24 protein-coding genes are annotated in these 24,574 nt (G+C 70.9%); 11 read left to right on the top strand and 13 right to left on the bottom strand.

The genetic code is table 11. The features are described from left to right. Positions 1-52 precede the first annotated feature (52 nt). Positions 53-3,781 (top strand): hypothetical protein, encoded by a 3,729-nt coding sequence (locus ABH926_RS48825; protein ID WP_370374252.1) that lies wholly within the window; start codon positions 53-55, stop codon positions 3,779-3,781. 326 nt (positions 3,782-4,107) lie between these two features. After that, the gene (locus ABH926_RS48820) at positions 4,108-5,061 is read left to right on the top strand and encodes a cellulose-binding protein (RefSeq protein ID WP_370374251.1); all 954 of its coding nucleotides are present in this window, start codon (positions 4,108-4,110) and stop codon (positions 5,059-5,061) included. 190 nt (positions 5,062-5,251) lie between these two features. Here the strand turns inward: ABH926_RS48820 and ABH926_RS48815 are convergent, their stop codons facing one another. Continuing rightward, positions 5,252-6,115, bottom strand: a complete 864-nt coding sequence (locus ABH926_RS48815) for a hypothetical protein (RefSeq protein WP_370374250.1) — start codon at positions 6,113-6,115, stop codon at positions 5,252-5,254. Between the two features lie 35 nt (positions 6,116-6,150). After that, positions 6,151-6,648, bottom strand: coding sequence for a SigE family RNA polymerase sigma factor (locus ABH926_RS48810; RefSeq protein ID WP_370374249.1), 498 nt, complete (start codon positions 6,646-6,648; stop codon positions 6,151-6,153). A 115-nt stretch (positions 6,649-6,763) separates the two neighbouring features. Here ABH926_RS48810 and ABH926_RS48805 point away from each other — a divergent pair, with 115 nt between their 5' ends. Then, positions 6,764-7,999, top strand: coding sequence for an AI-2E family transporter (locus ABH926_RS48805; RefSeq protein WP_370374248.1), 1,236 nt, complete (start codon positions 6,764-6,766; stop codon positions 7,997-7,999). Here the strand turns inward: ABH926_RS48805 and ABH926_RS48800 are convergent. Together ABH926_RS48800 and ABH926_RS48795 are read right to left on the bottom strand one after the other, a co-directional pair. Then, positions 7,884-8,264, bottom strand: coding sequence for a DUF2087 domain-containing protein (locus tag ABH926_RS48800; RefSeq protein WP_370374247.1), 381 nt, complete (start codon positions 8,262-8,264; stop codon positions 7,884-7,886). The genes ABH926_RS48805 and ABH926_RS48800 overlap by 116 nt on opposite strands. Before the next feature lie 46 nt (positions 8,265-8,310). After that, on the bottom strand, positions 8,311-9,066 hold the full coding sequence (locus ABH926_RS48795) for an alpha/beta hydrolase (RefSeq protein ID WP_370374246.1): 756 nt from the start codon (positions 9,064-9,066) through the stop codon (positions 8,311-8,313). A gap of 104 nt (positions 9,067-9,170) precedes the next feature. Here ABH926_RS48795 and ABH926_RS48790 point away from each other — a divergent pair, with 104 nt between their 5' ends. The 4 genes from ABH926_RS48790 to ABH926_RS48775 all read left to right on the top strand — a co-directional run bounded on the left by ABH926_RS48790 (position 9,171) and on the right by ABH926_RS48775 (position 13,266). Continuing rightward, on the top strand, positions 9,171-10,163 hold the full coding sequence (locus ABH926_RS48790) for an ABC transporter ATP-binding protein (RefSeq protein ID WP_370374245.1): 993 nt from the start codon (positions 9,171-9,173) through the stop codon (positions 10,161-10,163). Position 10,164: 1 nt separating this feature from the next. After that, entirely contained in the window at positions 10,165-11,262 is a 1,098-nt protein-coding gene (locus ABH926_RS48785) for an ABC transporter permease (RefSeq protein ID WP_370374244.1), read from the top strand. An 85-nt stretch (positions 11,263-11,347) separates the two neighbouring features. Continuing rightward, a complete protein-coding gene (locus tag ABH926_RS48780; RefSeq protein ID WP_370374243.1) occupies positions 11,348-12,430 on the top strand; it encodes an ABC transporter ATP-binding protein in 1,083 nt (360 codons plus the stop codon). Then, a complete protein-coding gene (locus ABH926_RS48775) occupies positions 12,427-13,266 on the top strand; it encodes an ABC transporter permease subunit (protein ID WP_370374242.1) in 840 nt (279 codons plus the stop codon). Before ABH926_RS48780 ends, ABH926_RS48775 begins: the two co-directional genes overlap by 4 nt. 21 nt (positions 13,267-13,287) lie before the next feature. Here the strand turns inward: ABH926_RS48775 and cax are convergent, their stop codons facing one another. From cax to ABH926_RS48755, 4 genes are all read right to left on the bottom strand, one after another. Next, on the bottom strand, positions 13,288-14,385 hold the full coding sequence (gene cax, locus ABH926_RS48770; protein WP_370374241.1) for a calcium/proton exchanger: 1,098 nt from the start codon (positions 14,383-14,385) through the stop codon (positions 13,288-13,290). A 20-nt stretch (positions 14,386-14,405) separates the two neighbouring features. Next, the gene (locus ABH926_RS48765) at positions 14,406-15,170 is read right to left on the bottom strand and encodes a class I SAM-dependent methyltransferase (RefSeq protein WP_370374240.1); all 765 of its coding nucleotides are present in this window, start codon (positions 15,168-15,170) and stop codon (positions 14,406-14,408) included. Between the two features lie 76 nt (positions 15,171-15,246). Next, the gene (locus tag ABH926_RS48760; protein WP_370374239.1) at positions 15,247-15,567 is read right to left on the bottom strand and encodes a hypothetical protein; all 321 of its coding nucleotides are present in this window, start codon (positions 15,565-15,567) and stop codon (positions 15,247-15,249) included. Positions 15,568-15,650: 83 nt separating this feature from the next. Continuing rightward, positions 15,651-17,441 (bottom strand): 3-hydroxyacyl-CoA dehydrogenase family protein, encoded by a 1,791-nt coding sequence (locus ABH926_RS48755; protein WP_370374238.1) that lies wholly within the window; start codon positions 17,439-17,441, stop codon positions 15,651-15,653. A 147-nt stretch (positions 17,442-17,588) separates the two neighbouring features. On the opposite strand from ABH926_RS48755, the gene ABH926_RS48750 reads away from it, so the two are divergent. Beyond that, entirely contained in the window at positions 17,589-18,560 is a 972-nt protein-coding gene (locus ABH926_RS48750) for an LLM class flavin-dependent oxidoreductase (RefSeq protein WP_370374237.1), read from the top strand. Positions 18,561-18,735: 175 nt separating this feature from the next. On the opposite strand, the gene ABH926_RS48745 is transcribed toward ABH926_RS48750, so the two are convergent. Both ABH926_RS48745 and ABH926_RS48740 read right to left on the bottom strand, forming a co-directional pair. After that, positions 18,736-19,140: an SCO5389 family protein gene (locus ABH926_RS48745; RefSeq protein WP_370374236.1), complete on the bottom strand. Its 405-nt coding sequence runs from the start codon at positions 19,138-19,140 to the stop codon at positions 18,736-18,738. Between the two features lie 385 nt (positions 19,141-19,525). Next, a complete protein-coding gene (locus ABH926_RS48740; RefSeq protein WP_370374235.1) occupies positions 19,526-19,801 on the bottom strand; it encodes a hypothetical protein in 276 nt (91 codons plus the stop codon). A 95-nt stretch (positions 19,802-19,896) separates the two neighbouring features. Between ABH926_RS48740 and ABH926_RS48735 the strand changes: the two genes are divergently transcribed. Continuing rightward, positions 19,897-20,049 (top strand): hypothetical protein, encoded by a 153-nt coding sequence (locus tag ABH926_RS48735; protein ID WP_370374234.1) that lies wholly within the window; start codon positions 19,897-19,899, stop codon positions 20,047-20,049. Positions 20,050-20,091: 42 nt separating this feature from the next. Beyond that, positions 20,092-20,340: a hypothetical protein gene (locus ABH926_RS48730; protein WP_370374233.1), complete on the top strand. Its 249-nt coding sequence runs from the start codon at positions 20,092-20,094 to the stop codon at positions 20,338-20,340. A gap of 287 nt (positions 20,341-20,627) precedes the next feature. Here the strand turns inward: ABH926_RS48730 and nucS are convergent, their stop codons facing one another. Further along, positions 20,628-21,305, bottom strand: coding sequence for an endonuclease NucS (nucS, locus tag ABH926_RS48725; protein ID WP_370374232.1), 678 nt, complete (start codon positions 21,303-21,305; stop codon positions 20,628-20,630). 85 nt (positions 21,306-21,390) lie between these two features. Beyond that, positions 21,391-21,858: a hypothetical protein gene (locus tag ABH926_RS48720; protein WP_370374231.1), complete on the bottom strand. Its 468-nt coding sequence runs from the start codon at positions 21,856-21,858 to the stop codon at positions 21,391-21,393. A gap of 223 nt (positions 21,859-22,081) precedes the next feature. Here ABH926_RS48720 and ABH926_RS48715 point away from each other — a divergent pair, with 223 nt between their 5' ends. Beyond that, positions 22,082-22,408: a hypothetical protein gene (locus ABH926_RS48715; RefSeq protein WP_370374230.1), complete on the top strand. Its 327-nt coding sequence runs from the start codon at positions 22,082-22,084 to the stop codon at positions 22,406-22,408. Positions 22,409-22,576: 168 nt separating this feature from the next. On the opposite strand, the gene ABH926_RS48710 is transcribed toward ABH926_RS48715, so the two are convergent. After that, positions 22,577-24,532, bottom strand: coding sequence for a protein meaA (locus tag ABH926_RS48710; RefSeq protein WP_370374273.1), 1,956 nt, complete (start codon positions 24,530-24,532; stop codon positions 22,577-22,579). Between the last annotated feature and the right edge of the window lie 42 nt (positions 24,533-24,574).

The following is a 24,574-nucleotide window of genomic DNA, read 5'->3' as shown; positions in this document are numbered from 1 at the left end:
CCCCGGCCCGACTAGGTGTCATCCGGCCGGAAATCTGACACGATTCACTGTCATGGGACCAGGGCGCCTCGACGAACGCAGCACCGATCGCTACGGCGATCGTGCAGGCGATCGCGGAAGCCACGCGCGCCGCGGCACGAACGCCGCGCAACCCGGCGGTTACCCGCCGCGATCACGCGCGCCCTATGGCGAGTCCTACGACGACGAACCCGGCGGCTACGACAAGCACGACGTCGAGGCCACGTTCTCGGAGATGGAGAAGGAGCTCGACAAGCTCCGCACGGCCCGCGACGAGGCCCTGACCGACACCGAGGACCTGCGCTACCAGATCGAGGTCCTGCGCTCCAAGCTGCACGAGCAGCGCCGCCTGGCCGCCCAGCCGCGCTTCGACAACATCTCCGGGCAGGTGGAGCAGATGCTCCGCAACGCCCAGATCCAGGCCGACCAGGTCCGCGCCGCCGCCGAGCGCGAGCTGCGCGAGTCGCGCGCCAAGACCGCGCGCCTGCTGGAGGAGGCCGCGCACCGCTCCGCGGAGCTGGAAGCCGAGTGGCACACCGAGGTCGGCAACCGCCGGCAGTCGCTGGACCGCGAGCTGACCGAGAAGCGCCAGCAGGCCGAGGCTCAGGTCAACGAGATGGCCGCGTGGGCCGAGAAGGTCCGCTCGGACACCGAGGCGCACCGCGGGCGGATCATCGAGGCGGCCCGCGGCGAGGTCGAGGCCGGCCGCGACCGGATTGCGATGGAGACCGCGCAGGCCATCGAGCACGTCCGCATGGAGACCGAGAACATGCGGACCGCGGCGCGCGCCGAGGCCGAGAAGACCCGCGAGGCGGCCAACGCCGAGGCCGAGCGGGTGCTGAACGCGGCCGGCGGCCAGGCCGCCGCGGCCCAGGAGCACGCGGCCCAGATCCGGGCCACCGCCAAGTCCGAGGCCGAGACCGCGGTGAACTCCGCGCGCGCCGAGGCCTCCCGGGTGCTGATGGAGTCCGGGGCGCAGGCCGAGCGGACCCGCGCGGAGGCCAACGCCGACGCGATGCGGATGCGGGGCGACGCCGAGGCCGCCGCGCACCAGCTGCGCATCGAGTCCGAGGGGCTCGCCCAGAAGGCGCGTCAGGACGCGGCCAACGACGCCGCGCGGATGCGGGCCGAGGCGCGCGCGGAGGCCGACCAGGTCACCGGGAACGCCGGACGGATCCTGGCCGAGGCCGAGGAGCAGGCGGCCGCCCGGCTGGAGCACGTCGCCAAGACCGTCGAGGAGCTCATCGCCCAGGGCCACGCCGACGCCGACGCCACGCGGGTGGCGGCCGAGGAGGACGTGGCCCCGCTGCGCGGCCAGATCGAGGCGCTGCACGCGCAGGCCAGCGAGCTGCACTCGGCGGCGCAGCAGGCCCACGACGACGCGCACGCCTCCGCCGAACAGCTGCGGGTGAACACCGAGGCCGGCGTCGAGGCCATGCAGAAGGCCGCCCGCGAGGAGATGCAGCGGCTGCGCGAGAAGACGCAGGCGCGGATCGACGAGCTGCAGGCCCGCACCGAGGCCGAGACCGCCAAGGCGCGCGCGGAGGCGGACCACTACTCGCAGAACACCCGCGGCGAGGCGGACACCTACGCGACCAAGACCCGGACCGAGGCCGACGTCTACGCGGACAACACCCGCAACGCGGTGCAGACCGAGACCGAGAAGCTGCGCGCGGACACCGAGCAGTACGCGCGCACGACGCGGCAGGACGCTGATACCTACGCCGCGCAGCTCCGGGCCACGACCGACGCCGAGGCCGGCAAGACCCGCGCGGACGCCGACGGCTACGCCCAGCAGATGCAGCAGGTCGCCGACCAGTACTCGGCGCAGACGCGCGGCGAGGCGGACTCCTACTCGGACGACATCCGGGCCGACGCCGACGCCTACGCGGCCAAGACGAAGGCGGACTCCGAGCTCGCCTCCGAGAAGCTCCAGAACGACACCGACAACTACTCGACCGGCGTTCGGGCCGAGGCGGACGCCTATGCGGCCAAGACCAAGGCCGATGCCGAGCACGTCGCCGAGCAGCTGCGGATCGAGACCGAGAACTGGGCCGGCGGCGTCCGGGCCGAGGCCGACGCCTACGCGGCCAAGACCAAGGCCGACTCCGAGCACATCGCCGAGCAGCTGCGGGCCGAGACTGAGAACTGGGCCGGCGGCGTCCGGGCCGACGCGGACGCCTACGCGGCCAAGACCAAGGCCGACTCCGAGCACATCGCCGAGCAGCTGCGGGCCGAGACCGAGAACTGGGCCGGCGGCGTCCGAGCCGACGCCGAGAACTACGCCAACGGCCTGCACGCCGAGGCGGACGGCTACGCGGCGCAGACGAAGGCGGAGGCCGAGCAGCTCGCCGAGCAGCTGCGCGCCGAGACCGAGAACTGGGCCGGCGGCGTCCGGGCCGAGGCCGACGCCTACGCGGCCAAGACCAAGGCCGACTCCGAGCACATCGCCGAGCAGCTGCGGACCGAGACCCAGAACTACGTCACCGGCCTGCGGGCCGAGGCCGACGGCTACGCCGCGCAGACCAGGGCCGACGCCGAGCGCGCCTCCGACGAGCTGCGGGCCGAGGCGGAGAAGTACTCGCACACCACGCGCGCCGCGGCCGACGTGTACGCGGCCAAGACCAAGGCCGACTCCGAGCGGGCCGGCGAGATCGTCCGCGGCACCGCCGACGACTACGCGGCCGCGCTGCGCGCCGAGACCGAGGCGTACGCCGGCACCACCAAGGCCGACGCCGACCGCGCCTCGGAGGTCACCCGCGCCGAGGCCGACTCCTACGCCGCGCAGACCCGGCAGGCCGCCGAGGCCGCGGCCACCGAGGCGCTGGAGGCCGCGCAGGCCGAGGCGCGCAAGATCGGCGAGGAGGGCACCCGCTACGCCGCCGCGGTGCGCGCCGAGGTCGCCGGGATAGTGGAGGACGCCCAGGCCGCCGCCGACCGCCAGGTCGCCGATGCCGAGCGGATCCGCGGCGAGGCCGAGGCGGCCGCCGCGGTGCTCGGGGTGGAGGCCGCCGAGGAGGCGGTCCAGGTCCGCGCCGAGGCCCGCCGGGACGCCGCCGCGATGCGCGCCGAGGCCGAGGCCGCGCTGACCGAGGCCCGCACCAAGTCCGACACCATGGTCAAGGCCGCGAAGTCGGAGTCCGAGCGCATCCACCACGAATCGGCGGAGAGCGCCGAGGCGGCGCGCGCGGACGCCGACAAGATCCGCGGCGACGCCCGCGAGGAGGCCGGCCGCAAGCTGGAGTCCGCCGGCCGGGACGCCGACAAGCTGGTCGCGATGGCCCGCTCCGAGGCGGTGAAGGTGCGCGCCGACAGCGAGAACGAGGTCGACCGGCTGCTGACCGCCGCCCGCGAGGAGGCCGCCCGCGTCACCACCACCGCCGAGAACGACGCCGAGCGCGTCACCTCGGGGGCCAAGGCGGACGTGGAGCGCATAAGGCGGACCGCCGACGGCGTGCTGGAAGCCGCCGACAAGAAGGCGCTGGAGACCCGCGAGCAGGCCAACTCCGAGGCCGAGACCGCGCTGGCCACGGCCCGCAAGCAGGCTGCTGAGACCGTCGCGGAGGCCCGCGAGCTGGCCGAGCAGCTGGTGTCGAAGGCGAAGGAAGAGTCCGAGCAGCTGCGGGCCGAGGCCCAGCGCGAGGTCGAGGAGATCGAGGTCCGCAAGCAGGAGATCAAGGCCGAGATGTCGCGGGTGCACGGCGTGCTGGACGCGTTGGCGACATCGGTCTCCGTCCCCGTCGGGCCGCCGTCGGAGGACTGAGACTCATCGTGTGCGTTCCGACGCCGCCGCTTCGCCTTGACACCCCGCAGGTTCGTGCCCACAGCCCTTAGCAAGTGATCAAAGACACTCGCTAGTGCGGGGATTCCCAAGAGCGTTTGTTCGATTACGCGCCACCCGGTCGAAGCCGGACGCGATTCATGCCAGGATTCCCCTTACACCACCTCTCGTCCCTACCCCACCTGCGATACGGGTCCTGCGGACCCTCAATCGGAGGCAGGGCAGGGGCCCACTAACCTTCACCGCAACCGTAGATTGTTCACTCACCCCCGGCCCGACGCGGGCCAGTGAATCGCGACAGGGATCTCATGAGCGACATGCATTCGCCGCACGGCTTCGAGCAAGTGCGCCGCGGGTACGACCCGGTCCAGGTCAACGACCGAATCACCAAGCTGATCGCCGAGCGGGACGCGGCGCATTCGCGGTCGGCATCCATGGAGAAGCGCATCGAGGAACTCCACCTGGAGAACCAGACGGTGCAGGCGCAGCTGGCCGACAGCGAGCCCAGCTACGCCGGTCTCGGCGCGCGCGTGGAGAAGATCCTGCGCCTGGCCGAGGAGGAGGCCAAGGACCTGCGCGAGGAGGCCCGCCGCGCCGCCGACGCGCACCGCGAGCTGGCCGACCAGGCCGCGATGAAGGTCCGCACCGACGCCGAGCAGTACGCCAAGGACCGCAAGGCCAAGGCGGACGAGGAGGCCGTGCGGATCGTCGACAAGGCCAAGGACGACGCCAACCAGGTCCGCGCCACCGCCGCCAAGGACGCGGCGACCAAGCGCGAAGAGGCCGAGGCGCTGTTCGAGGAGACCCGCGCCAAGGCCGCGGCGGCCGCCACCGACTTCGAGACCAAGCTGGCCAAGCGCCGCGAGCAGTCCGAGCGGGACCTGGCCGCGCGCCAGGCGAAGGCCGAGAAGCGCCTGGCCGAGATCGAGAACCGGGCCGAGCAGCTGCGCCTGGAGGCCGAGAAGATGCGCACCGACGCCGAGCGCCGCGCGCGCTCGACGATCGAGACCGCGCAGCGCCAGGCCGACGACATCATCGCCGACGCGCGCAGCAAGACCGACCGCATCCGCAGCGAGGCCGAGCGCGAGCTGGCGGCGCTGACCCACCGCCGCGACAGCATCAACGCGCAGCTGCACAACGTGCGCGAGATGCTGGCCACACTGACCGGCGGCGCGGTGAACGTCAACGCCCTGGCGGCGCTGAACGAGGCCGAGGACGAGCTGGAGCAGGCCGACGAGGCCTCGATCCCGGCGCAGCGCTGAGGCGCCGGCCCCGCCGGGCGACCGGCGGGGCCGCTTCGTGCGGTGCGCGGGCTGAAGCGTGTGAGCCCGCACACCGTGCCGTGAGCCCGGGCCCCGCGGCCGGGGCGCGTGTCGCGAGCGTGCCCCCGGACCCTCTGGGTGGGTCCGGGGGCACTTCTGCGTTCGCGCCGAGCGGGCAGCGGGTGTCAGCTCACTGCTTCGGGGGTGCCGGCGTCCAGTTGTTGAAGCTGCCGGTCTTCACGCCCTGAGCGTTGTACTCGTCGAAGGATGCGCGGAAGCCCTGGCCGTCCTTCGGGATCGAGGCGAAGTAGAACGCCTCGCCGGCGAAGCCCGGCGCGGGCACGGTCTTGGTGGTGACCGGGGCGAGGCCGTCCACGTGCGTGACGACCGTCGCCACGTCGGCCGGGACCATGCCCATCTGCAGGGTGCCCTTTCCGCCGACGTAGTAGTACTGCAACGTGTACTGCATGGCCCACTGGTACTGCCCGGGGTCCTGCACCGGCAGGCAGTAGGGCGACAAGACCTGGTTCCCGTCGATGAAGGTGCCGTGGCCGTTCACCGTGAGGGTGAGCCCCAGACACTGGTCCTTCGCGGTCAGGGCATTGTTACCCGGCGTGGCCAGCGCGGAGATCGACCAGGGCACGCCCTCCACGGTTCCGGAGTCGATGACGATCGGCTTGCCGGGCAGGCTTTCACCGGCAGCGGGCTTCGACTGCGGCGGACTCGCGAGCGCCTGGCCCTCGGTCTGCGCCAGGGCGTTGGAGTGCGCCGGGGCGTCGGAGCGCGCCGGCACCGGCACGGCCGGAGGCGTCTTGGTCACCGTCCCGCTCGCCGCGCTCGCGGTCCCGGGCCCGGCGGCGATGGCCGAGGCGGCCAGCGGCACCGCGGCGACGATCGCCAGTGCCCCGCCGGCCACGGCGGTCCGCCGCCCGACGACCCGGCGGCGCCCGGCGGCGACGATGGTGTCGGTGGGCACGGGACCGCGGCCGCGGTCGGCGACCGCGGGGGTGAGCAGCTCGCGCAGGGCGGAGCCGTCGAAGTCTTCGTCGGTCATGGATTTCCTTCTCTTCGGTGATGGTGAGTGGATGATCAGCGCGACGCCAGCACCGAGGCGTGCGTGCGCAACTTGGCCAGCGCCTTGGAGGCCTGGCTCTTCACTGTGCCGACCGAACAGCCGAGGATCTGCGCGGTCTGCGACTCGCTGTAGTCCTCCCAGTACCGCAGCACCACGACCTCCCGCTGCCGCTTGGGCAGCGAGGCCAGCGCGGCCAGCAACCCGGCCCGCTGGTCCACGCGCGATGTCGGATCCCCGCCGCCCCGCTCGGGCGGCGCGGCCGTGAGATCCTCCACAACCCGCCGCTTCCGGAAGCGGTTCTTGTTCTGGTTGATCAGGATCCGCATGGTGTAGGCGTCCATGTTGTCCGCCCCGCGCACCCGCGCCCACGAAGCGAACACCCGCACCAGCGCGGTCTGCGCCAGGTCCTCGGCATGCCCGGCATCCCCCGTGAGCAGCATCGCGGCCTGCACCAGCCAGGTCCAGCGGCCGGCGGCATACTCCCGGAACTCCGCCTCGTCCTCGACTCTCATCGGCACCTCCTTCTGACCATGCAGACCCGGGGTTCGGCCGGGAGAGTTGCCCGGGAGATCTGCCCGGGAGAGTTGCCACCGCCCCCGCGGCGTGCGCCTCAACTAAACTCGCCCCATGACCGCCGCCGATCAGGTTCCTGCCGAGTCCGGAAGCAGCGCGCCTGGACGGTCCTCGGTCCTCAAGCCGGCGCTGACGCGGACCCCGCCGTTCGCGATCGGCCTGGTCGGCGGATTCGGCGTGCTGGCCGCCTACTACCTGGGCAAGACGCTCACCAACGTCGTCGACATCATCGTCATGATCACGATGGCCCTGGTGCTGGCCGCCGGGCTCAACCCGTTCGTGGAGATGCTCACCGCGCGCGGGTTCCACCGGCGCTGGGCGGTGACGATAGTCGCGTTCGCCGCGCTGGCGCTGTTCGCGGGGTTCATCGTCGTCATCGCCAAGCCGCTGACCGACCAGACCTCATCGCTGGTGCACAACGGGGTTCCCGACGGGCTGAAGAAGCTGCAGGAGAACTCCACGATCCAGCGGCTGGACAAGAAGTACCACCTGATCACCAAGCTGCAGAACTGGTTCACCACCGCCGACACCACCAAGACCCTGGCCGGCGGGGCGTTCGGGTTCGGCAAGGCGGTGCTCACCAGCGTCTTCAAAGCCTTCACCATCCTGATGCTGACGCTGTACTTCCTCGGCTCGCTGCCGTCCATGACCTCCGGCGGCCTCAAGCTGGTCCCGCGGTCCCGCCGCGAGCGCGCCGCGGACCTCACCGACCGGGTGCTGAACCGGGTCGGCGGGTACGTGTCCGGGGCCCTGGTGGTCTCCACCTGCGCGACGCTCGCCAGCTGGCTGGCCATGGCCATCATGGGCGTCCGGTTCGCGCTGCCGCTGGCGCTGCTGGTCGGCCTGACCGACCTGATCCCCATCATCGGGGCCACTTTCGGCGCGTTCATCGCCTGTGCGGTGATCCTGCTGCTGGACTCGCCGGTCAAGGCGCTGGCGGCGCTGATCTTCTTCGTCCTGTACCAGCAGCTGGAGAACTACCTGATCTACCCGCGCGTGATGTCGCGGACCGTCGACCTGCCGCCGGCGGTGGCGGTGATAGCGGCACTGGCCGGCTACGCCATCCTGGGCGTCTCCGGTGCGCTGCTGTTCATCCCGCTGACCGCCGGGCTGCTGGTGATCGTGCGGCAGGTCGTGCTGCCGGCGCAGGACCGCGACCCGGACGCGCAGCCGCCTACGCCGGAGTCGGAGCCGGGTTCTGAGCCGGAGCCGGGTTCTGAGCCGGAGCCGGGTTCTGAGCCGCGGTCGCAGTCGGAAGCCGATACTCCCGTCCAGCCTGATCCCGTATGAGGTGACGGCTCTCGACCAGGTACCGGCGCAGCGCGACGTAGTCGTCGAAGGCTGACATCAGCGCCGCGTTGACCTCCTGCTCGGTGTACGCGCGCCCCGGCTCGAAGGCCCGGGCCGCGATGTGCTTGAGCAGCCGGTCGCGCAGGTCCTGGCTGCGGCCGCGCAACGACGGCATCTGCACCACGCGACCGTGGCTGTAACACTGGATGATCTGCGGATCGCTGCTTCCCGAACCGCGGTCGGCGGCCTGACGTGGTTTGTCCATGGCTCGATCCTCGCCACGGGGACGGCTCACGCCAACCGAATATCCGCTACTCGGCGAACGTCTCGAACTCGCCGTCCCAGGTCGTGGGCAGCGGATACGCCGCCGGGTTCACCCGCTTCACGATCTCGTTGTGCGCCCGCTGGACGTACTTCTCGCCCACCCACAGGTGCTTCGCGCCCTCGACGCCGATCACCTCGGCCTGCGGGCTGTGCCCCTTCCAAGCGTGGGCGAACCTCTCGGCGGCCTCGGCCGGCCGCAGGTAGTCGTCGAACTCCGGCACCAGCGCCACGACCGGCTTGCCGGAGGCCGCCCAGCGGTCCATGTCTTCCGGCCGCGAATAGCGCAGCGGCGGCGAGAGCAGGATCAGGCCGTCGATCGTCGGGTCCTCGCCGTACATCAGCGCCAGGTCGGTCCCGAACGACCAGCCGATCAGCCAGCGGTTCGGCAGGTCCGAGAAGTCCGCGAACTCGATGGCGGCCTGAACGTCGAACCGCTCCCCCACGCCGTTGTCGAACTCGCCCTGGCTGCGGCCGGCCGGCGAGACCGTGCCGCGGGTGTTGAAGCGCAGCACCGCCAGGTCCGCCAGCGCCGGCAGCCGCCAGGCCGCCTTGCGGTAGACGTGGCTGTCCATGAAACCGCCGTGGGTGGGCAGCGGATGCAGCGTGACCAGCGTCCCGGCCGGCGTCCGGCCCTCCGGGGGCAGCGCCAGCTCGCCGACCAGGTCCAGGCCGTCGGCGGTGGTCAGGGTCACCGGACGCCGCTCGGCCGGCAGGATCGTGGTGGCGCGGATGTCGATGCTCATCGGGATCAACGGTACCTCCCCCTACGAAGGGCTAATACCGAGCCCGGTAACGAAAGACCTAAGAGCGACGCCGTGCCCGGCTCGACCCCGATACGGTCTAACGCATGATCGAAGCTATAGGGCTCACCAAGCAGTACGGCGACAAGAAAGCCGTAGACGGCTTGACGTTCACCGTGCGACCGGGGGTGGTGACCGGCTTCCTCGGACCGAACGGTGCCGGAAAGTCGACGACCATGCGGATGATCCTGGGGCTGGACGCGCCGTCGTCCGGCACGGTCACCGTCAACGGCCGCCCCTATGCCAAGGCCGTGGCCCCGATGCGCGAGGTCGGCGCATTGCTGGACGCCAAGGCGATCCACGGCGGCCGCTCCGCCTACAACCACCTGCTGTGCCTGGCGCAGTCCAACCACCTGCCGGCCCGCCGGGTCGACGAGGTGCTGGAGCTGACGGGCCTGCGCGAGGTGGCCAAGAAGCGTTCCGGGGGCTTCTCCCTGGGCATGGGCCAGCGGCTGGGGATCGCCGCGGCCCTGCTCGGCGACCCGCGGGTGCTGATGTTCGACGAGCCGGTCAACGGCCTGGACCCGGACGGCATCCGCTGGATCCGCGAGTTCATGCGCAAGCTGGCCTCCGAGGGCCGCACGGTCTTCGTCTCCTCACACCTGATGTCCGAGATGGAGCACACCGCCGACCACCTGATCGTGATCGGCCGCGGCCGGCTGCAGGCGGACTGCTCGGTGCAGGAGTTCATCGCCCGCAACTCCGAGCAGACCGTCACGGTCCGCACCCCGGACGCCATGAAGCTGATGCAGCTGCTGGCCGGCAAGGGCGCGCGGGTCGCCTCCGACGACGGCGGCCTGATCACGGTCCGCGGCGCCAGCCCGCAGCAGATCGGCGACCTGGCCTTCGACAACCAGATCCGGGTGCACGAACTCGCGCCGCACCAGGCCTCGCTGGAAGAGGCCTTCATGGAGATGACCAAGGACGACGTGGAGTACCGGGCCGTCGGCGTCGGCCAGCAGGGTCCCGGCGGACCAGGCGGACCAGGCACGCCGCAGAACCCGTACGCCGCCCCCGGCCAGATGATCGGAGCCCGTTGAGATGAGCACCCCCTCGGGACAGGACCAGATCACCACGCAGCAGGTGCCGGGGCCCGGATACGCGCCCGGGCAGCAGCCGAACGCGGGCTCTGCCTCCGCCGCGCAGGACCACCTCGCGACGCAGCAGGTGCCGGCGCCGGGCTACGCGCCCGGGCAGCAGCCGAACGCTGGCCCGGGTTACGGGCCGCCGCCGCAGGGCGCCGGTTTCGCCGGCCAGCCCGGACCCGGTCAGTACGCCCAGCCCGGACCGGGCATCCCGGCCCAGGCCGGCTTCACGCCGAACCAGCACCAGCACCACAGCCAGCAGCCCGTTTTCGCCGGCCCCGATCCCTTCCCGCAGGCCAAGGCGAGCTTCGGCTCGGCGCTGCACTCGGAGTGGACCAAGATCCGCACCGTCCGCTCCACCTTCTGGACGCTGCTGATCACCATGGTCATCACCATCGGCCTGGGCGCGCTGATCGCCATGGGCTCCTCCAGCCATCCCGGCCCGGATGACGACTTCACCGCGAACTCCATGTCCGGCCTGTTCTTCGGGCAGCTGGTGATCGTGGTGTTCGGCGCGATGGCGATCACCGCCGAGTACAGCACCGGCATGATCCGCACCTCGCTGACCAGCCAGCCCCGGCGCGGCACGCTGTTCTGGGCCAAGGCCGGGATCGTCGCGGCGGTGGCGCTGGTGGTCGGGCTGGTCTGCTCGTTCGCGTCGTTCTTCATCGCCACGGCCATCTACTCCGGGCACGACATCACCGTGAGCCTGTCCGACCCCGGCGCGCTGCGCGCGGTGATCGGCGGGGGCCTGTACATGACCGGCACCGCGCTGCTGGCGTTCGGGCTCGGCGCGATCCTGCGGCACACCGCCGGCGCGATCACGACCGCGGTGGGCCTGCTGTTCGTGCTGTTCATCCTGGTGCAGTTCCTGCCGGGAACCTGGCGCACCGACATCAGCAAGTGGATCCCGTTCAACGCCGGATTGCAGATCATCACGACCAGGCCGCAGGACAACATGCTCTCGCCCTGGGCCGGGTTCGCGGTGTTCGCCGCATATGCCGCGGTCGCAGTGATCGGTGGCGCGATCGTCATGCGCAAGAAGGACGCGTAGGCACTGCTTTTTCAGGCCTTTTCAGTAAGCTGAGGCGGAGCCGGTGGCAGGCCGGCTCCGTCTCGCGCTGTCTGAGGGGGCCGCCGTGATCGAAGTGCACGACCTGTCCAAACGGTACGGCGACAAGATCGCCGTGGACCATCTGACGTTCGCGGTCGAACCGGGCCGGATCACCGGCTTCCTGGGCCCGAACGGCGCCGGCAAGTCCACCACGATGCGGCTGATCCTGGGCCTGGACCGCCCGCACTCCGGCCGCGCCACCATCGGCGGCGTGCCCTACGCGGACCTGCGCGAACCGCTGCGCAAGGTCGGCGCGCTCCTGGAGGCGCGCGCCGTGCACACCGGCCGCTCGGCCTACAACCACCTGTGGTGCCTGGCGCAGAGCCAGGGCCTGCCCAAGTCCCGGGTCGGCGAGGCGCTGGCCCTGGTCGGCCTGACCGAGGTGGCGCGCAAGCGGGCCGGCGGTTTCTCCCTGGGCATGGGCCAGCGCCTGGGCATCGCGGCCGCGCTGCTGGGCGACCCGCAGGTGCTGATCCTGGACGAGCCGGTCAACGGGCTCGACCCGGAGGGCGTGCTGTGGATCAGGAACCTGATGAAGTCGCTGGCCGCCGCCGGCAAGACCATCTTCGTCTCCTCCCACCTGATGAGCGAGATGGCGCAGACCGCCGACCATCTGGTGGTGATCGGGCGCGGCCGGCTGATCGCGGACGAGTCGGTGGACGCGTTCATCGCGCGCTCCTCGGAACGCTCCGTGCTGGTGCGCACGCCGCAGCCGGCGCAGCTGGCCAAGGAACTGGCCCGGGACGCGGTCTCGGGCAATGGAAACGCCAATGGCAACGGCAACGGCAACGGCAACGGCTCCAGCCCCGCCGCCGAGGACGGATCCGACGGCGCGGTCACCGTCACCACCGCCGACGACGGCGCCCTGATCGTGCGCGGCATGGACGCCGCCGAGATCGGCGAGAAGGCGGCCGCGGCCCGCGTCGTCCTGCACGAGCTGACCCCGCAGCGGGCCTCGCTGGAGGAGGCGTTCATGGAGCTGACCCGCGGCGCGGTCGAGTACCACGTGGAGATGGACCAGCACCGCGACCCGGCTCCGCTCCCGGCCCAGGACGTACCCGTGGTCCCGGCGGCCGCGCCGGTTTCCGAGAGCGAGGCCGCCGAATGACCGCCACGACCCCCGACACCCCGCCGGTCCTGGCCATCGAGAACCGCGGCGGCGCCGCGTTCCCGCGCCTGCTGGCCATGGAGTGGACCAAGCTGCGCAGCGTGCGCTCCACGGTCTGGTCGCTGCTGGCCTTCGTGATCCTGACGCTCGGTCTGTCCGCCCTGCTCACCTGGCTGCAGGTGAACCAGTGGGACAAGCTCGATCCCAGCCAGCAGGAGTCCTACCGGCGCGACGCGACCGGCAACATCCTCGGCTCCGGCTTCGTCCTGGGCCAGCTGGCGATCTGCGTCCTGGGCGCCATGGTGATCACGACCGAGTACAGCACCGGCATGATCCGCGCCTCGCTGCTCGCGGCCCCCAAGCGGACGCCCATGCTGGCCGCGAAGGTCGTGGTGTTCGCCGTCGTGACGTTCGTGATCGGCGAGATCGTGGCCTTCGGCGCGTTCTTCATCGCGGCCCCGATCATCCACAGCAAGGTGCCGGTGAGCCTGGGCGACAAGGGCGTGCTGCGGGCGCTGTTCGGCGCGGGCCTGTACCTGATGATGCTCGGCCTGTTCGCGCTGGCGATCGGCGCCCTGCTGCGGCAGACCGCGGCCGCCATCACCGGCGTCATCGCGTTCGTCGAGGTGCTGGCACCGCTGGCCCAGTTGCTGCCGGGCTCGTGGGGCAAGCACGTGCACGCCTATCTCCCCACCGAGGCCGGACATCTGGTCGCCCAGACGGTGCCGGGCAAGAACGACCTGCTGTCCGCCTGGCAGGGATTCGGCGTATTCACGCTTTGGACCGTGCTCCTGCTGGTCGTCGCCGGGTGGCTGCTGAAGCGGCGCGACGCCTGACGGCGCCGAGCGGCCGGGCGCCTACCCCCACCAGAAGGCGGCGGCGATCAGGACGTACAGCCCCATCATCGCCGAGCCCTCCAACCAGTCCGACTCCCCGTCCGAGATCAGGTACAGCACCGACAGGGTCGCTATCCCGACCGTGGTCACCAGCATCGGGTTGAACACGAGCGTGAACGCCGGCCCGCCGATCACCGGCGAGAGCAGCACCAGCGCGGGCGCCAGCACCAGGGCGATCTGCAGCGGGCTGTTCAGCACCACCGACAGCGCGTGGTCGGTGCGGTTGTGCCAGGCCAGCTTCACCCCGACCGCGTTCTCCACGGCGTTCCCGGCCAGGGCCACGATCACCAGGCCGGAGAACGCCTGCGAGATGTGCAGGGCGTTCATCGCGGGGGTCAGGGCCTTGACGAACTGGTCGGACACGTACGCCGCGCCGGCCGCCGCGCAGACGAGCACCGAGATCGCGAGCCACAGCGGCCACGGGTTGTCGGCGTCCAGTTCCTGCTTCACCTCCGCCGCTCCCTCGGCGGCGGTGGGCTCCAGGTCGCGGCGCAGGCTCACCGGGATCGACAGAGCGAAGACCACAAGCAGCACCACAGCGGTGACCCGGCCCAGCGCGACCTCGTGCCCGGCGGCCGGGGAGTGGATGTAGGCGGCCAGGCTGGGGATCAGCATCGAGGCCACCGACAGGATCATCAGGCCCATGATCAGGCGCGCCCGCTGGATGGAGAACCGCAGCACCCCGTGCCGCGCGCTGCCCACCACGAACGACAGGCCGAGCACCAGCAGCAGGTTCGCCATGATCGAGCCGATGATCGCCGAGCTCACGACGGTGGTCAGGCCCGCCCGCAGGGCGAACACCGACACGAACAGCTCCGGCAGGTTGCCCAGGGCCCCCTGCAGCACGCCGACCGCGCCGGCCCCGAGGCGGTCGGCCAGGTGGTCCACCGCGCGCCCGACCATCGCCGCGACCAGGGTGACGGCGGCCCCGGTCACCAGGAACGGGGCCAGCGAGCCGGACGTCACCAGTGCCGAGCCCAGGACCGCGAGCCCGGTCAGCCCGAACAGGGTCAGGTCCGACCGGGAGAAGACTCGTGAGGCCCCCGTGAGTGCGGTCATGCCGGGGACTATAGGGGATCTCAGGCTTCGGGCTTGCGCGCCTCGATCAGGAAACGCCGCGAGTACGCCACGAACGAGCCCTCACGGCCGATGTGCTCGTGCAGCCGCATCAGGTCCTCGCGGTACTTCTCGACGCTGAAGTCCGGCACGAACCAGATGACCTTGCGCAGGAAGTAGACCATCGCGCCGACGTCGAAGAACTCCATCTTCAACTCGGCCTCGTCCAGGCTCACGAGCTCCAGGCCGTTCTTCGCGACCTCCTGGCGCGCCAGCTCCGGCTCGCGGAAGCTCCTGCCGGTCGGCTTGGGGCCCAGGAACCACTCGTAGACCTCGTGCCCGCTGTCCGGGCCGATGTGCTGGGAGAAGTAGGTGCCGCCGGGCGCCAGGACCCGGGCGATCTCCCGCCAGTGCGCCATCACCGGGTGCCGGCTGGTGACCAGGTCGAAGGTGTTGTCGGCGAAGGGCAGCGGCGGCTCGTCCTCGTCGAAGACGACGACCGCGCCCTTGTCCCGCAGATTCCGCTGCGCGACCGCGACGTTCGGCGGCCAGCCCTCGGTGGCGACCATGCCGCCGGAGGCCCGCTGCGGCACCCCGGCCAGCACCTCGCCGCCGCCGGTCTGGATGTCCAGGTGCAGGTGCGCCCGGCCGATGCGCTCACCCATCTGCCGCTGGTACCCCCACGGCGGGCGCTCCTCGGTGGCGCGGCCGTCCAGCCAGGAGAAGTCCCAGCCGCTGACGTCGACCGCGTGGCCTTCCGCGATCAGTTCCTCGAATGTGCGGTCCATGGCGGAAATGATCGCGGGTCGGTGCGCGGATCGCCAAGAGCGCGGCGTGTCGGTGCCCTGAGTTTGTGGAAATCCTTTACCTGGCTCGCCTCCGCGAGCGCGCGTTCCAGCACGGCGTGTGCCAGTGCCGCCGGTCATGCACCCCGACACCGTGGTCCTCCTTGGGCCAGGCCACGATGTGCGGCACCCCGGCCCGGATCTCCTGCTCGCACCCGGGGCACCGGTACACCTTCTGCGCGGCCTGCCCGGGGATCCCACGCACGGCCCAGTCCCGGCCGTCGGGTCCGTTCTCGATCCGGTCGAAGCCCAGGACCCGCGACGCCATGCGGGCGTTCGCGCCGTCCTGTTCGTCGTCGGGGACGTCGGAGCGGCGGGGCGGGCGGCGGCGCGGGCTCATACCTCCAGGGTAATCAGCCCGCGCCCGGCATTCGGCCACCCGGTCGTCCCGGCGGACACGGCCGTCTCGACCAGCGGGATCCGTCAGCGGGACCCGTAATCCCGGAACCCACGACCCGCCTTGCGTCCCAGGTATCCCGCGGTCACCAGGTGTTCCAGCAGCGGCGCCGGCGCGAAGCCGGGCTCGCGGAACTCCAGGTACAGCACCCGCTGGATGGCCAGCGACACGTCCAGGCCCACCACGTCCAGCAGCTCGAAGGGGCCCATCGGGTAGCCGCAGCCGCGCTTCATCGCGGTGTCGATGTCCTCGCTCGTGGCGTAGTGCGCCTCCAGCATCTTCACCGCGTCGTTCAGGTACGGGAACAGCAGCGCGTTCACGATGAACCCGGCGCGGTCGCCGCAGTCCACCGCGACCTTGCCCAGCTTCGCGCACACCTCGTGCACCGTGGCGGCCACGTCGTCCGCGGTCTTCACCGTGCGCACCACCTCGACCAGCTTCATCACCGGCGCCGGGTTGAAGAAGTGCACGCCGATCACGTCGGCCGGCCGCCGGGTGGCCATCGCGCACTCGATGACCGGCAGCGAGGAGGTCGTGGTGGCCAGGATCGCGCCGGGCTTGCACAGCTCGTCGAAGTTCGCGAACAGCGCGCGCTTGACCTCGACGTCCTCCACCACCGCCTCGATCACCAGGTCGGCCTCTGCCAGGTCGGCCAGGTCGACGGTGCCGTGCAGGCGGGCCAGCGCCGCGTCCCGGTCCTGCTCGGTCAGCTTGCCGCGCTGCACCGCCTTCTCCAGCGACCGCCCGATCGCCGCGCGCGCCGCGTCGGCCTTGGCGGTGGCGCGGGCCACCAGCACCGTGTCGTACCCGGCCTTGACGCAGACCTCCGCGATGCCGTTGGCCATCGTGCCCGAGCCCACGACGCCGATCTTGCGCACCTCGCGGACCTGGTCGCCGTGCCGGCCCCGGCCGCCGGCGACGGGGGTCTGCTCGTCGTCGACCACGACCGGGGAGTCAGAGCCCTCATACGTGTAGAAGCCGCGGCCGGTCTTGCGGCCGAGCAGGCCCGCGGTCGCCATCTGCTTCAGGATCGGCGCCGGGGCGTGCAGCCGGTCGCGTCCCTGCTTGTACATCGTGTCCAGGATCTCGTAGGCGGTGTCGATCCCGATCAGGTCCAGCAGCGCCAGCGGGCCCATCGGCAGCCCGCAGCCGAGCTTCATGGCGGTGTCGATGTCCTCGCGGGTGGCGTACTTCTGCTCGTACATCGCCACCGCGTGGTTCAGGTAGCCGAACAGCAGCGCGTTGGCGATGAAGCCGGCGCGGTCGCCGCAGGTGACGTCGTCCTTGCCGAGCCGGCGCACCAGGGCCTCGACGTCGTCGACCACCTCCGGGTCGGTGACCACGGTGCGCACCACCTCGGCCAGCTTCATGACCGTGGCCGGGTTGAAGAAGTGCACGCCCACCACGCGCGAGGGCCGGGCGGTCGCCACCGAGATCTCGGTGACCGACAGCGCCGAGGTGTTGGTGGCCAGGACTGTCTCGGGCGGACAGATCGCGTCCAGCCGCTGGAAGACGGAGCGCTTGAGCGCCAGGTCCTCCGGCACGGCCTCGACGACGAGCTCGGCCGCGGCCAGGTCGTCCAGGCTGGTGCTGAAGGTGATCCGGTCGGTCAGCTCCCCGGCCTCGGCGTCGGTCAGCTTGCCGCGCTTGACCGCGCGCGCCACGGAGGCCTGCAGGTGGCCGCGGCCGCGGGCCAGGCCGGCGTCGTCGACCTCGACGCCGATGACCTTGATGCCGTTGCGGGCCATGACTTCGGCGATGCCGGCGCCCATGGTGCCCAGGCCGACGATGCCGATGGTGGTGAACTCGCGGGGCATGGGTATCCGTCTCCTTGAGTTTTGGTGACTCGCAGCTACCTAGAGGGATGGAGTCTGCGGTTACTGGTCAGTATCTACGCGACACCCCTGTTCTGACAGCACCTTCTTGCCTGTGAGAGTGCCCACATGGGTTACACACTGGTACCCATGCGCATCGGTGTTTTCCTGTTGGCAGCGGGCTTTCCGGGCATCTCGCCGGAGCGGACGCTGCAGACCGCCCTGGACTACGGCACCGCCGCCGAGGACGCCGGGTTCGACGACGTCTTCGTGGCCGAGCACCATTTCATGCCGTACGGCACCTGCCCGTCAGCTCTCACCTTCGCCGCACTGCTGGCCGGGCGCACCCGGAGGATCGGGATCGGGACCGCCGTGACGGTGCTGTCCACGGCGCACCCGGTCGCGGTGGCCGAGCAGGCGGCGATGCTCGACGTGCTCACCGGCGGCCGGTTCACGCTGGGGGTCGGGCGCGGCGGGCCGTGGGTGGACCTGGAGGTGTTCGGCACCGGGATGGAAGGGCTGTCGCACCGGGCCCTCGCCGAGGCGCTGGACGTCCTGTGCGCCTGGGGTTCTCAGGACTCTGTTTCCTATGACGGCGAGTTCCACCGGTTCCGCGAGGTCCCCGTGGTGCCGCGCGGACGTCCGCGGATGCTGGTGGCGTGCACGTCCCCCGAGACGGCGGCCATGGCAGCCGCACGCCGGCTGCCGATGCTGCTCGGCATGCACTCCGACGACGCCGAGAAGGCGGAGATGGTGCGGGCCTACGGGGTCGGCGCGCCGCATGCCTCGGTGGTGGTCGCCCAGGTCGCCGAGTCCCGCGCGTCGGGAATCAGCCTTCTGCGACAGACGATGCCCACGTGGCTGCGCCCGGGGATGGCCGCGCATGTCCGGTTCGACGGGACCCGGCAGCCGATGCGCGACCCCGACGCCTACGCCGAGCACCTGACGGCGATCCACCCGATCGGGCCGGCCTCGTACTGCGCCGACCGCATCCTACAGGCCCGCCAAGCGACCGGGATCGAACACTTCCTGCTCTTCGTCGAGGGCGGCGGCCCCGACCATACGCTGGAGAACATCAAGGCTTTGGGAAGTTCAGTGCTCCCACTGTTACGCGGCGCCTGAACGGGTATGAGTCCTGCCGGAGACAAAGAAGAGCCGGTGGCGTCCCCTGCCCCCTGGGACGCCACCGGCCTTTCGCAAGTCCTCCGGCCTCGATTCGGGAAGCCCGCACCAGCCCGTATTCCAGTACGGCTATCCGAACCCGAACCGTCCCCACCAGCTCCGCAGGACCCGCGGCTCAGCAGTCGCGCAGCAGCGGCGACTGGTTCAGGAGCTGTGCACGAACAGAGGTGAACCTGCCGTACACCTCGGAGTCCGCGGACGTCCCGACGGGGAAGACCGCGACCCGGTGGCAGTTCTGGAACGCCAGCTTGACCGCGAAGTGCCGCTCCAGGCAGCCGCGGATGGCGTCGCTGGCCAGAGCCCGGAGCAGCTGCCCGCGCGCCTGCTCGTCCGGCGGCGGCGTGGTGTTGTCCACGAAGCCGGTCCCGTCCGCGCCGTCCACGTGCAGCCGGGTCGACAGGTCGCTGACCATCCGCCACGCGTAGGGCAGCGAGTCCCGCACGCACTCGGCGAACTGCTCGTCGGTCACCTCACCGCGCTCGGCGGCGTCAAGCAGATCCGGGGAAACATCGAGGGACATATCAGAGGACTCCTCCCGGTAGGGGATACACCTAGAGGCATGGCCCAACCCGGAGGTCTTCTAACCTGTCGGGGCGAAGGGCTTTCAAAACGACATCAGCACACGACTGATGTCCAACATCTCTCGGCATCCCGGTCCAGAGCTGGGACGGATACCCTGCTGGCGGCGCTCGATCCCGCTCTACGCTCCGCCACGCGAAGCCGGCGCGCTGCCTTCGCGCCGGTCCCACTGGGGCCCCATGGGTCAAGCTGTGCGCCGCACCTCGTCGACCAGGGCGTCGAGGTCGGCGGCGACGAGGGCGGCGCCGGCGGCGAGGCGTTCGCGGGCGACGGCCAGGAAGGATCTGAGCTGGCGCATGTCCGGGGTCTGCATCGGCGGCGTGCCGTCAGTGGTAGCCGACTGCGTGCAGGCGGGCCTTGTAGAACTCCGCGCCGTAGGACAGGCCGCGGGTGAAGGAGGTCGCGCCCGCGGCGTTGAAGAACTGCACGTCCGGGTTCACCCAGTCGCGGGTGTCGCCGTGGTACGCCTTGCCGGTGCTCTGCACCCAGAACGCCTCGCCGGAGGAGTGCTGGCTGAAGGACTTCACCGCGTGATTGGCGTGCACCGTGCTCACCGCGTGCGTCGTCTTGTTGATGGCGATCACCGCGCTGGTGTGGCTCACCAGCAGGATGCCGCTGTCCTTGTACGACGCGTCCAGGCTGTGGCCCAGGTTGCCCGTGCCGATCGAGACGTCGACCCCGTCGGGTGTTCCGGTAGGTGCCGCTGACCGCGTACGACGTCGCCTTGTCCTGGCCGACCGCCCAGAAGCGGTTGTGCACGTCGTCGTACCAGAGGCCGTGCGCGCCCGGGAAGCTGACGGTCTGCACCAGCGCCAGCGTGCTCGGGTCGTTGATCGCGGTCGGCCCGTAGACGTGCAGGTAGCCGCCGGAGGACGCGGCGACCACCGCGCCGATGTTCGGGATCCGCTCGATCGCGTGCGGGTTGGAGCCGGGCGAGGCCTCCCACAGCAGGCTGCCGGTGCCCTGCGTGCCGGACGCGTTCTTGTCCACCATGCCGACGTTGCCGCCGGAGGCCGCGACCAGGGCCACCTCCCCGAACTTCGCCGTGCTGCGGAACTTCACGTCCGAGAGGTTGGCCCAGCCGCCGGCGCCGGGCGACCAGATCCACTCCGGCGAGGTCCAGCCGGCCGCCGAGGAGTAGATCTGTATCTGGTTGTGGTACTGCTCGCACACCGCGACGTCGTAGCTCGCGTACGCCTGCGCGGTGCCCTCGGCCAGGTACAGCGTGGCCGGCGCGGCCACCGCGGCCGCCGCCCCCGCTAGCAGGGTTCTTCTGCTGAGTTGCATTTCTCTGCTCCCACCGTGTCGGTTACCTTCGAGACAACATCCTGATTCACCCTCCCCGCTCCAGCCAAGGGGGGACGAAAACGGGACGCGCACGGGCAGCCGGCGGGGCCGGATCAGTACCGACTCGGGGCGAATCGGCCCTCAGAACAACCGCGAACTCGGGTCGTCCATCCCGCGCAGCACCTCGTAGTCCAGCACCGTGCACTCGATCCCGCGGTCCGCGGCCAGCACCCGCGCCTGCGGCTTGATCTCCTGCGCCGCGAACACCCCGCGGACCGGGGCCAGCAGCGGGTCGCGGTTGAGCAGTTCCAGGTAGCGGGTCAGCTGCTCGACGCCGTCGATCTCGCCGCGGCGCTTGATCTCCACGGCGACGTGGGCGCCGTCGGCGTCGCGGGCCATGATGTCCACCGGGCCGATGGCGGTCGGGTACTCGCGGCGGACCAGGGTCCAGCCGGTGCCCAGGGTCTCGATCTGCTCGGCCAGCAGTTCCTGCAGGTGCGCCTCGACGCCGTCCTTCTGCAGGCCGGGGTCGACGCCGAGGTCGTGGCTGGAGTCCAGCTCGATGTCGCGCAGAGTGATCACCAGGCGCTCGCCGGCCTTGTTGGTGACCGTCCAGACCAGGCCGCCGTCCTCGTCGCCGGCGGTCTCCTTGAGCACACACGGCGGCGACATCCAGTTGAGCGGCTTGTAGGCGCGGTCGTCGGCGTGGATCGAGACGCTGCCGTCGTTCTTCACCATCAGCAGGCGCTTGGCCTCCGGGAGGTGTGAGGACAGACGGCCGGCGTAGTCGACGGTGCAGTGGGCGATGACGATGCGCATGGGATCGGAGCCTATCAACGGGAAAGCGGTGCGCCGCGCATCCGGGCTGCCGTGGGTGACTGGACGACTACCGGTGCGGTGCCGATCAACCCGACGGTTCCTCAACAACACCTCTGCGCTTCCTGCGTTCCAGGAACAGCTCCAAAGACGCGTCGATGTTCTCCGCGACGAACTCGTCCTCCTCGGCCGCGATCAGCTCCCGCATCCGCGCGACGTCGTCCTCGGCCCCGGGAAGATCGAAGACGGTGTAGCCGGCGGTGTTGCGGACGTCGGAGTCGGAGTCCTCCGCGGCCAGCCGGATCAGGGCCGCTCGAACGGAGGCCGCGGGGCCGCCCTCCGGTATGTACGCGATCGGCAGCACCCTGATCGCCTCGATGCGGACCAGATCGTCCTCGGCCGCGTCGGCGGCCACCGACAACAGGAACGGTGTCAGCACCGGCGCGTCGCCGTCCTCGGGGACGAACAACCGCAGGGCGGCGCGGCGCGCGTCCGCCGTGCGCCCGGGATGGCCGGCGATCAGGTTGCGCGCGCGAGCCGATGGCGACTGGTTCATTACTCGATGTTCCCACGGGGCAGACGCAGAGCTTCCCCTATCGCAGTACTAGTCCCGCATACGCACTTCGCCGTAACCCGTTCTCGCAGTTGCCGCTATCATTCAGCTCGATACGCTGCTAACCCGCACTCTGTCCGTCACGGCAGGGGCGTGTAGGGGAGCACGCATACGCCTCGTCGATAGTGTCGATGGGCGCCGTTTCGACGCGAGGAGTCGCAGACCGATGAGTTTCATAGCCAAGTGCCTCGAGATCACCGAGAAGAGCTTCGAGGGCGCGGTTGAGGAAGCCGAGGAGTGGAGCGCCCACCGGCACGGCGCGAAGCTGTTCATGAAGCTGGGCATCGCCTACTACGCCGAGCAGCGCCTGGAAGGCCACCACGAGCCCGTCGAGCGCATCCTGAACGCCCTGGACGGCCACGCCGCCGAGCACGGCGAGACCGGCATCGACCACCTGCGGGTCACGCACGAGGTGCTGGGCCGCGAATTCGCCGGCGAGCACCACCCGGACGCCATCGCGGAGAAGGAAGCCGCCGAGAAGGCCGACGCCTGATTCGTCGTTGAGTGAATTCGAGCTCGCATAAAAGTTCATACTGTGACGCGCAGCGTCTCCTTAACGGGCGGTGGTGGGAGACGGGCGGGCCTACAAATCGGCGCCCTTCCCTAGGGGATATCTCCGGGGGAAGGGCGCCGATTCGCGTCCGGCGGCGAGGGAGTCCGCTCAGACCGCGACCGATCCGGCACGCCGGATCTCTTCGACGATGGTGTGCAGGATCTGCGTGATCCCGAAATCCTTCGGGGTGAACACCGCGGCCACGCCGGCCTCGCGCAGCGCCCGCGCGTCGGCGTCGGGGATGATGCCGCCGACCACCACCGGCACCGAGCCGGCCCCGGAGGCCCGCAGCTCCTTCAACACCTCCGGCACCAGCTGCAGATGCGAGCCGGACAGCACCGACAGCCCGACGCAGTGCACGTCCTCGGCCACCGCGGCGGCCGCGATCTGCGCCGGCGTCAGCCGGATCCCCTGGTACACGACCTCGAAACCGGCGTCGCGGGCGCGCACCGCGATCTGCTCGGCACCGTTGGAGTGGCCGTCCAAACCGGGCTTGCCGACCAGCAGCCGCAGCCGCCGGCCGAGCTCCTCAGAGGCCTGATCCACCTCGCGGCGCAGCTCCACGAGCTCCTCCGACGGGATCGCGGTCCCGGTGGAGCCCGAGACGCCGGTGGGCGCCCGGAACTCGCCGAAGACCTCACGCAGCACCCCGGTCCACTCCCCCGTGGTGACCCCGGCGCGCACGCACTCCAGCGTCGCGTCCATCAGGTTCGCTTCCGTTCCGGCCTCCCGGCGCAGCCGGGCCAGTGCGGCGTCCACCGCCGCGCCGTCCCGCTGCTCCTTCCATTCCTTCAGCGCCGCCACGGCGTGCTGCTCCACGGCCGGGTCGACGGTCTGGATCGCGGCGTCCAGGTCGGCGGTCAGCGGGTTCGGCTCGGTCTCGGTGAACTTGTTGACGCCCACGACCGTCATCTCGCCGGACTCGATCTTCGCGCGCCGCTCGGCGTGCGCGCCGACCAGCTGCGCCTTCAGATAGCCGGACTCCACGGCCGCCACGACGCCGCCGAGCTCCTGGATGCGCTCGATCTCCGCCCAGGCCGCGTCGGCGATCTCGTCGGTCTTGGCCTCGACCACCTTCGAGCCGGCGAACAGGTCCGGGTACTCCAGCAGGTCCGACTCGTAGGCCAGCACCTGCTGCATGCGCAGCGACCACTGCTGGTCCCACGGCCGCGGCAGGCCCAGCGCCTCGTTCCACGCCGGCAGCTGTACGGCGCGCGCCCGCGCGTCCTTGGACAACGTGACGGCCAGCATCTCCAACAGGATCCGCTGCACGTTGTTCTCCGGCTGGGCCTCGGTCAGCCCCAGGGAGTTGACCTGGACGCCGTAGCGGAAGCGGCGCAGCTTCTCGTCCTCGACGCCGTAGCGCTCGCGCGTGATCCGGTCCCAGAGCGCCGCGAAGGCCCGCAGCTTGCACATCTCCTCGACGAAGCGCACGCCGGCGTTGACGAAGAACGAGATGCGCCCGACCACCTGGCCGAAGTCCTCCGGCGCCACCTGCCCGGAGTCGCGCACGCCGTCGAGCACGGCGATCGCCGTGGACAGCGCGTAGGCGACCTCCTGCACCGGCTGCGCGCCGGCCTCCTGCAGGTGGTAGGAGCAGATGTTGATCGGGTTCCACTTCGGCAGGTTCGCCACCGTGTAGGCGATGGTGTCGGTGATCAGCCGCAGCGACGGGCCGGGCGGGAAGACATAGGTCCCGCGCGACAGGTACTCCTTGACGATGTCGTTCTGCGTGGTGCCGGCCAGCGCCGCGACATCGGCACCCTGTTCCTCGGCGGCCACCTGGTACAGCGCCAGCAGCCACATGGCCGGGGCGTTGATGGTCATCGAGGTGTTCATCCGCTGCAGCGGGATGCCGTCGAACAGCGCGCGCATGTCGCCCAGGTGCGAGACCGGCACGCCGACCTTGCCGACCTCCCCGCGGGCCAGGATCGAGTCCGGGTCGTAGCCGGTCTGCGTGGGCAGGTCGAAGGCGACCGACAGACCGGTCTGGCCCTTTGCCAGGTTCCTGCGGTACAGGGCGTTGGACTCGGCCGGGGTGGAGTGGCCGGCGTAAGTCCGCATCACCCAGGGGCGGTCTCGCTCGAAAGAACTGCCGCGCTCGGT

The organism is Catenulispora sp. GP43 (assembly GCF_041260665.1).
Taxonomy (GTDB): Bacteria; Actinomycetota; Actinomycetes; order Streptomycetales; family Catenulisporaceae; genus Catenulispora.
Note: the sequence above shows the minus strand (reverse complement) of the source record. Positions and strands in the feature narration are given on the sequence as shown.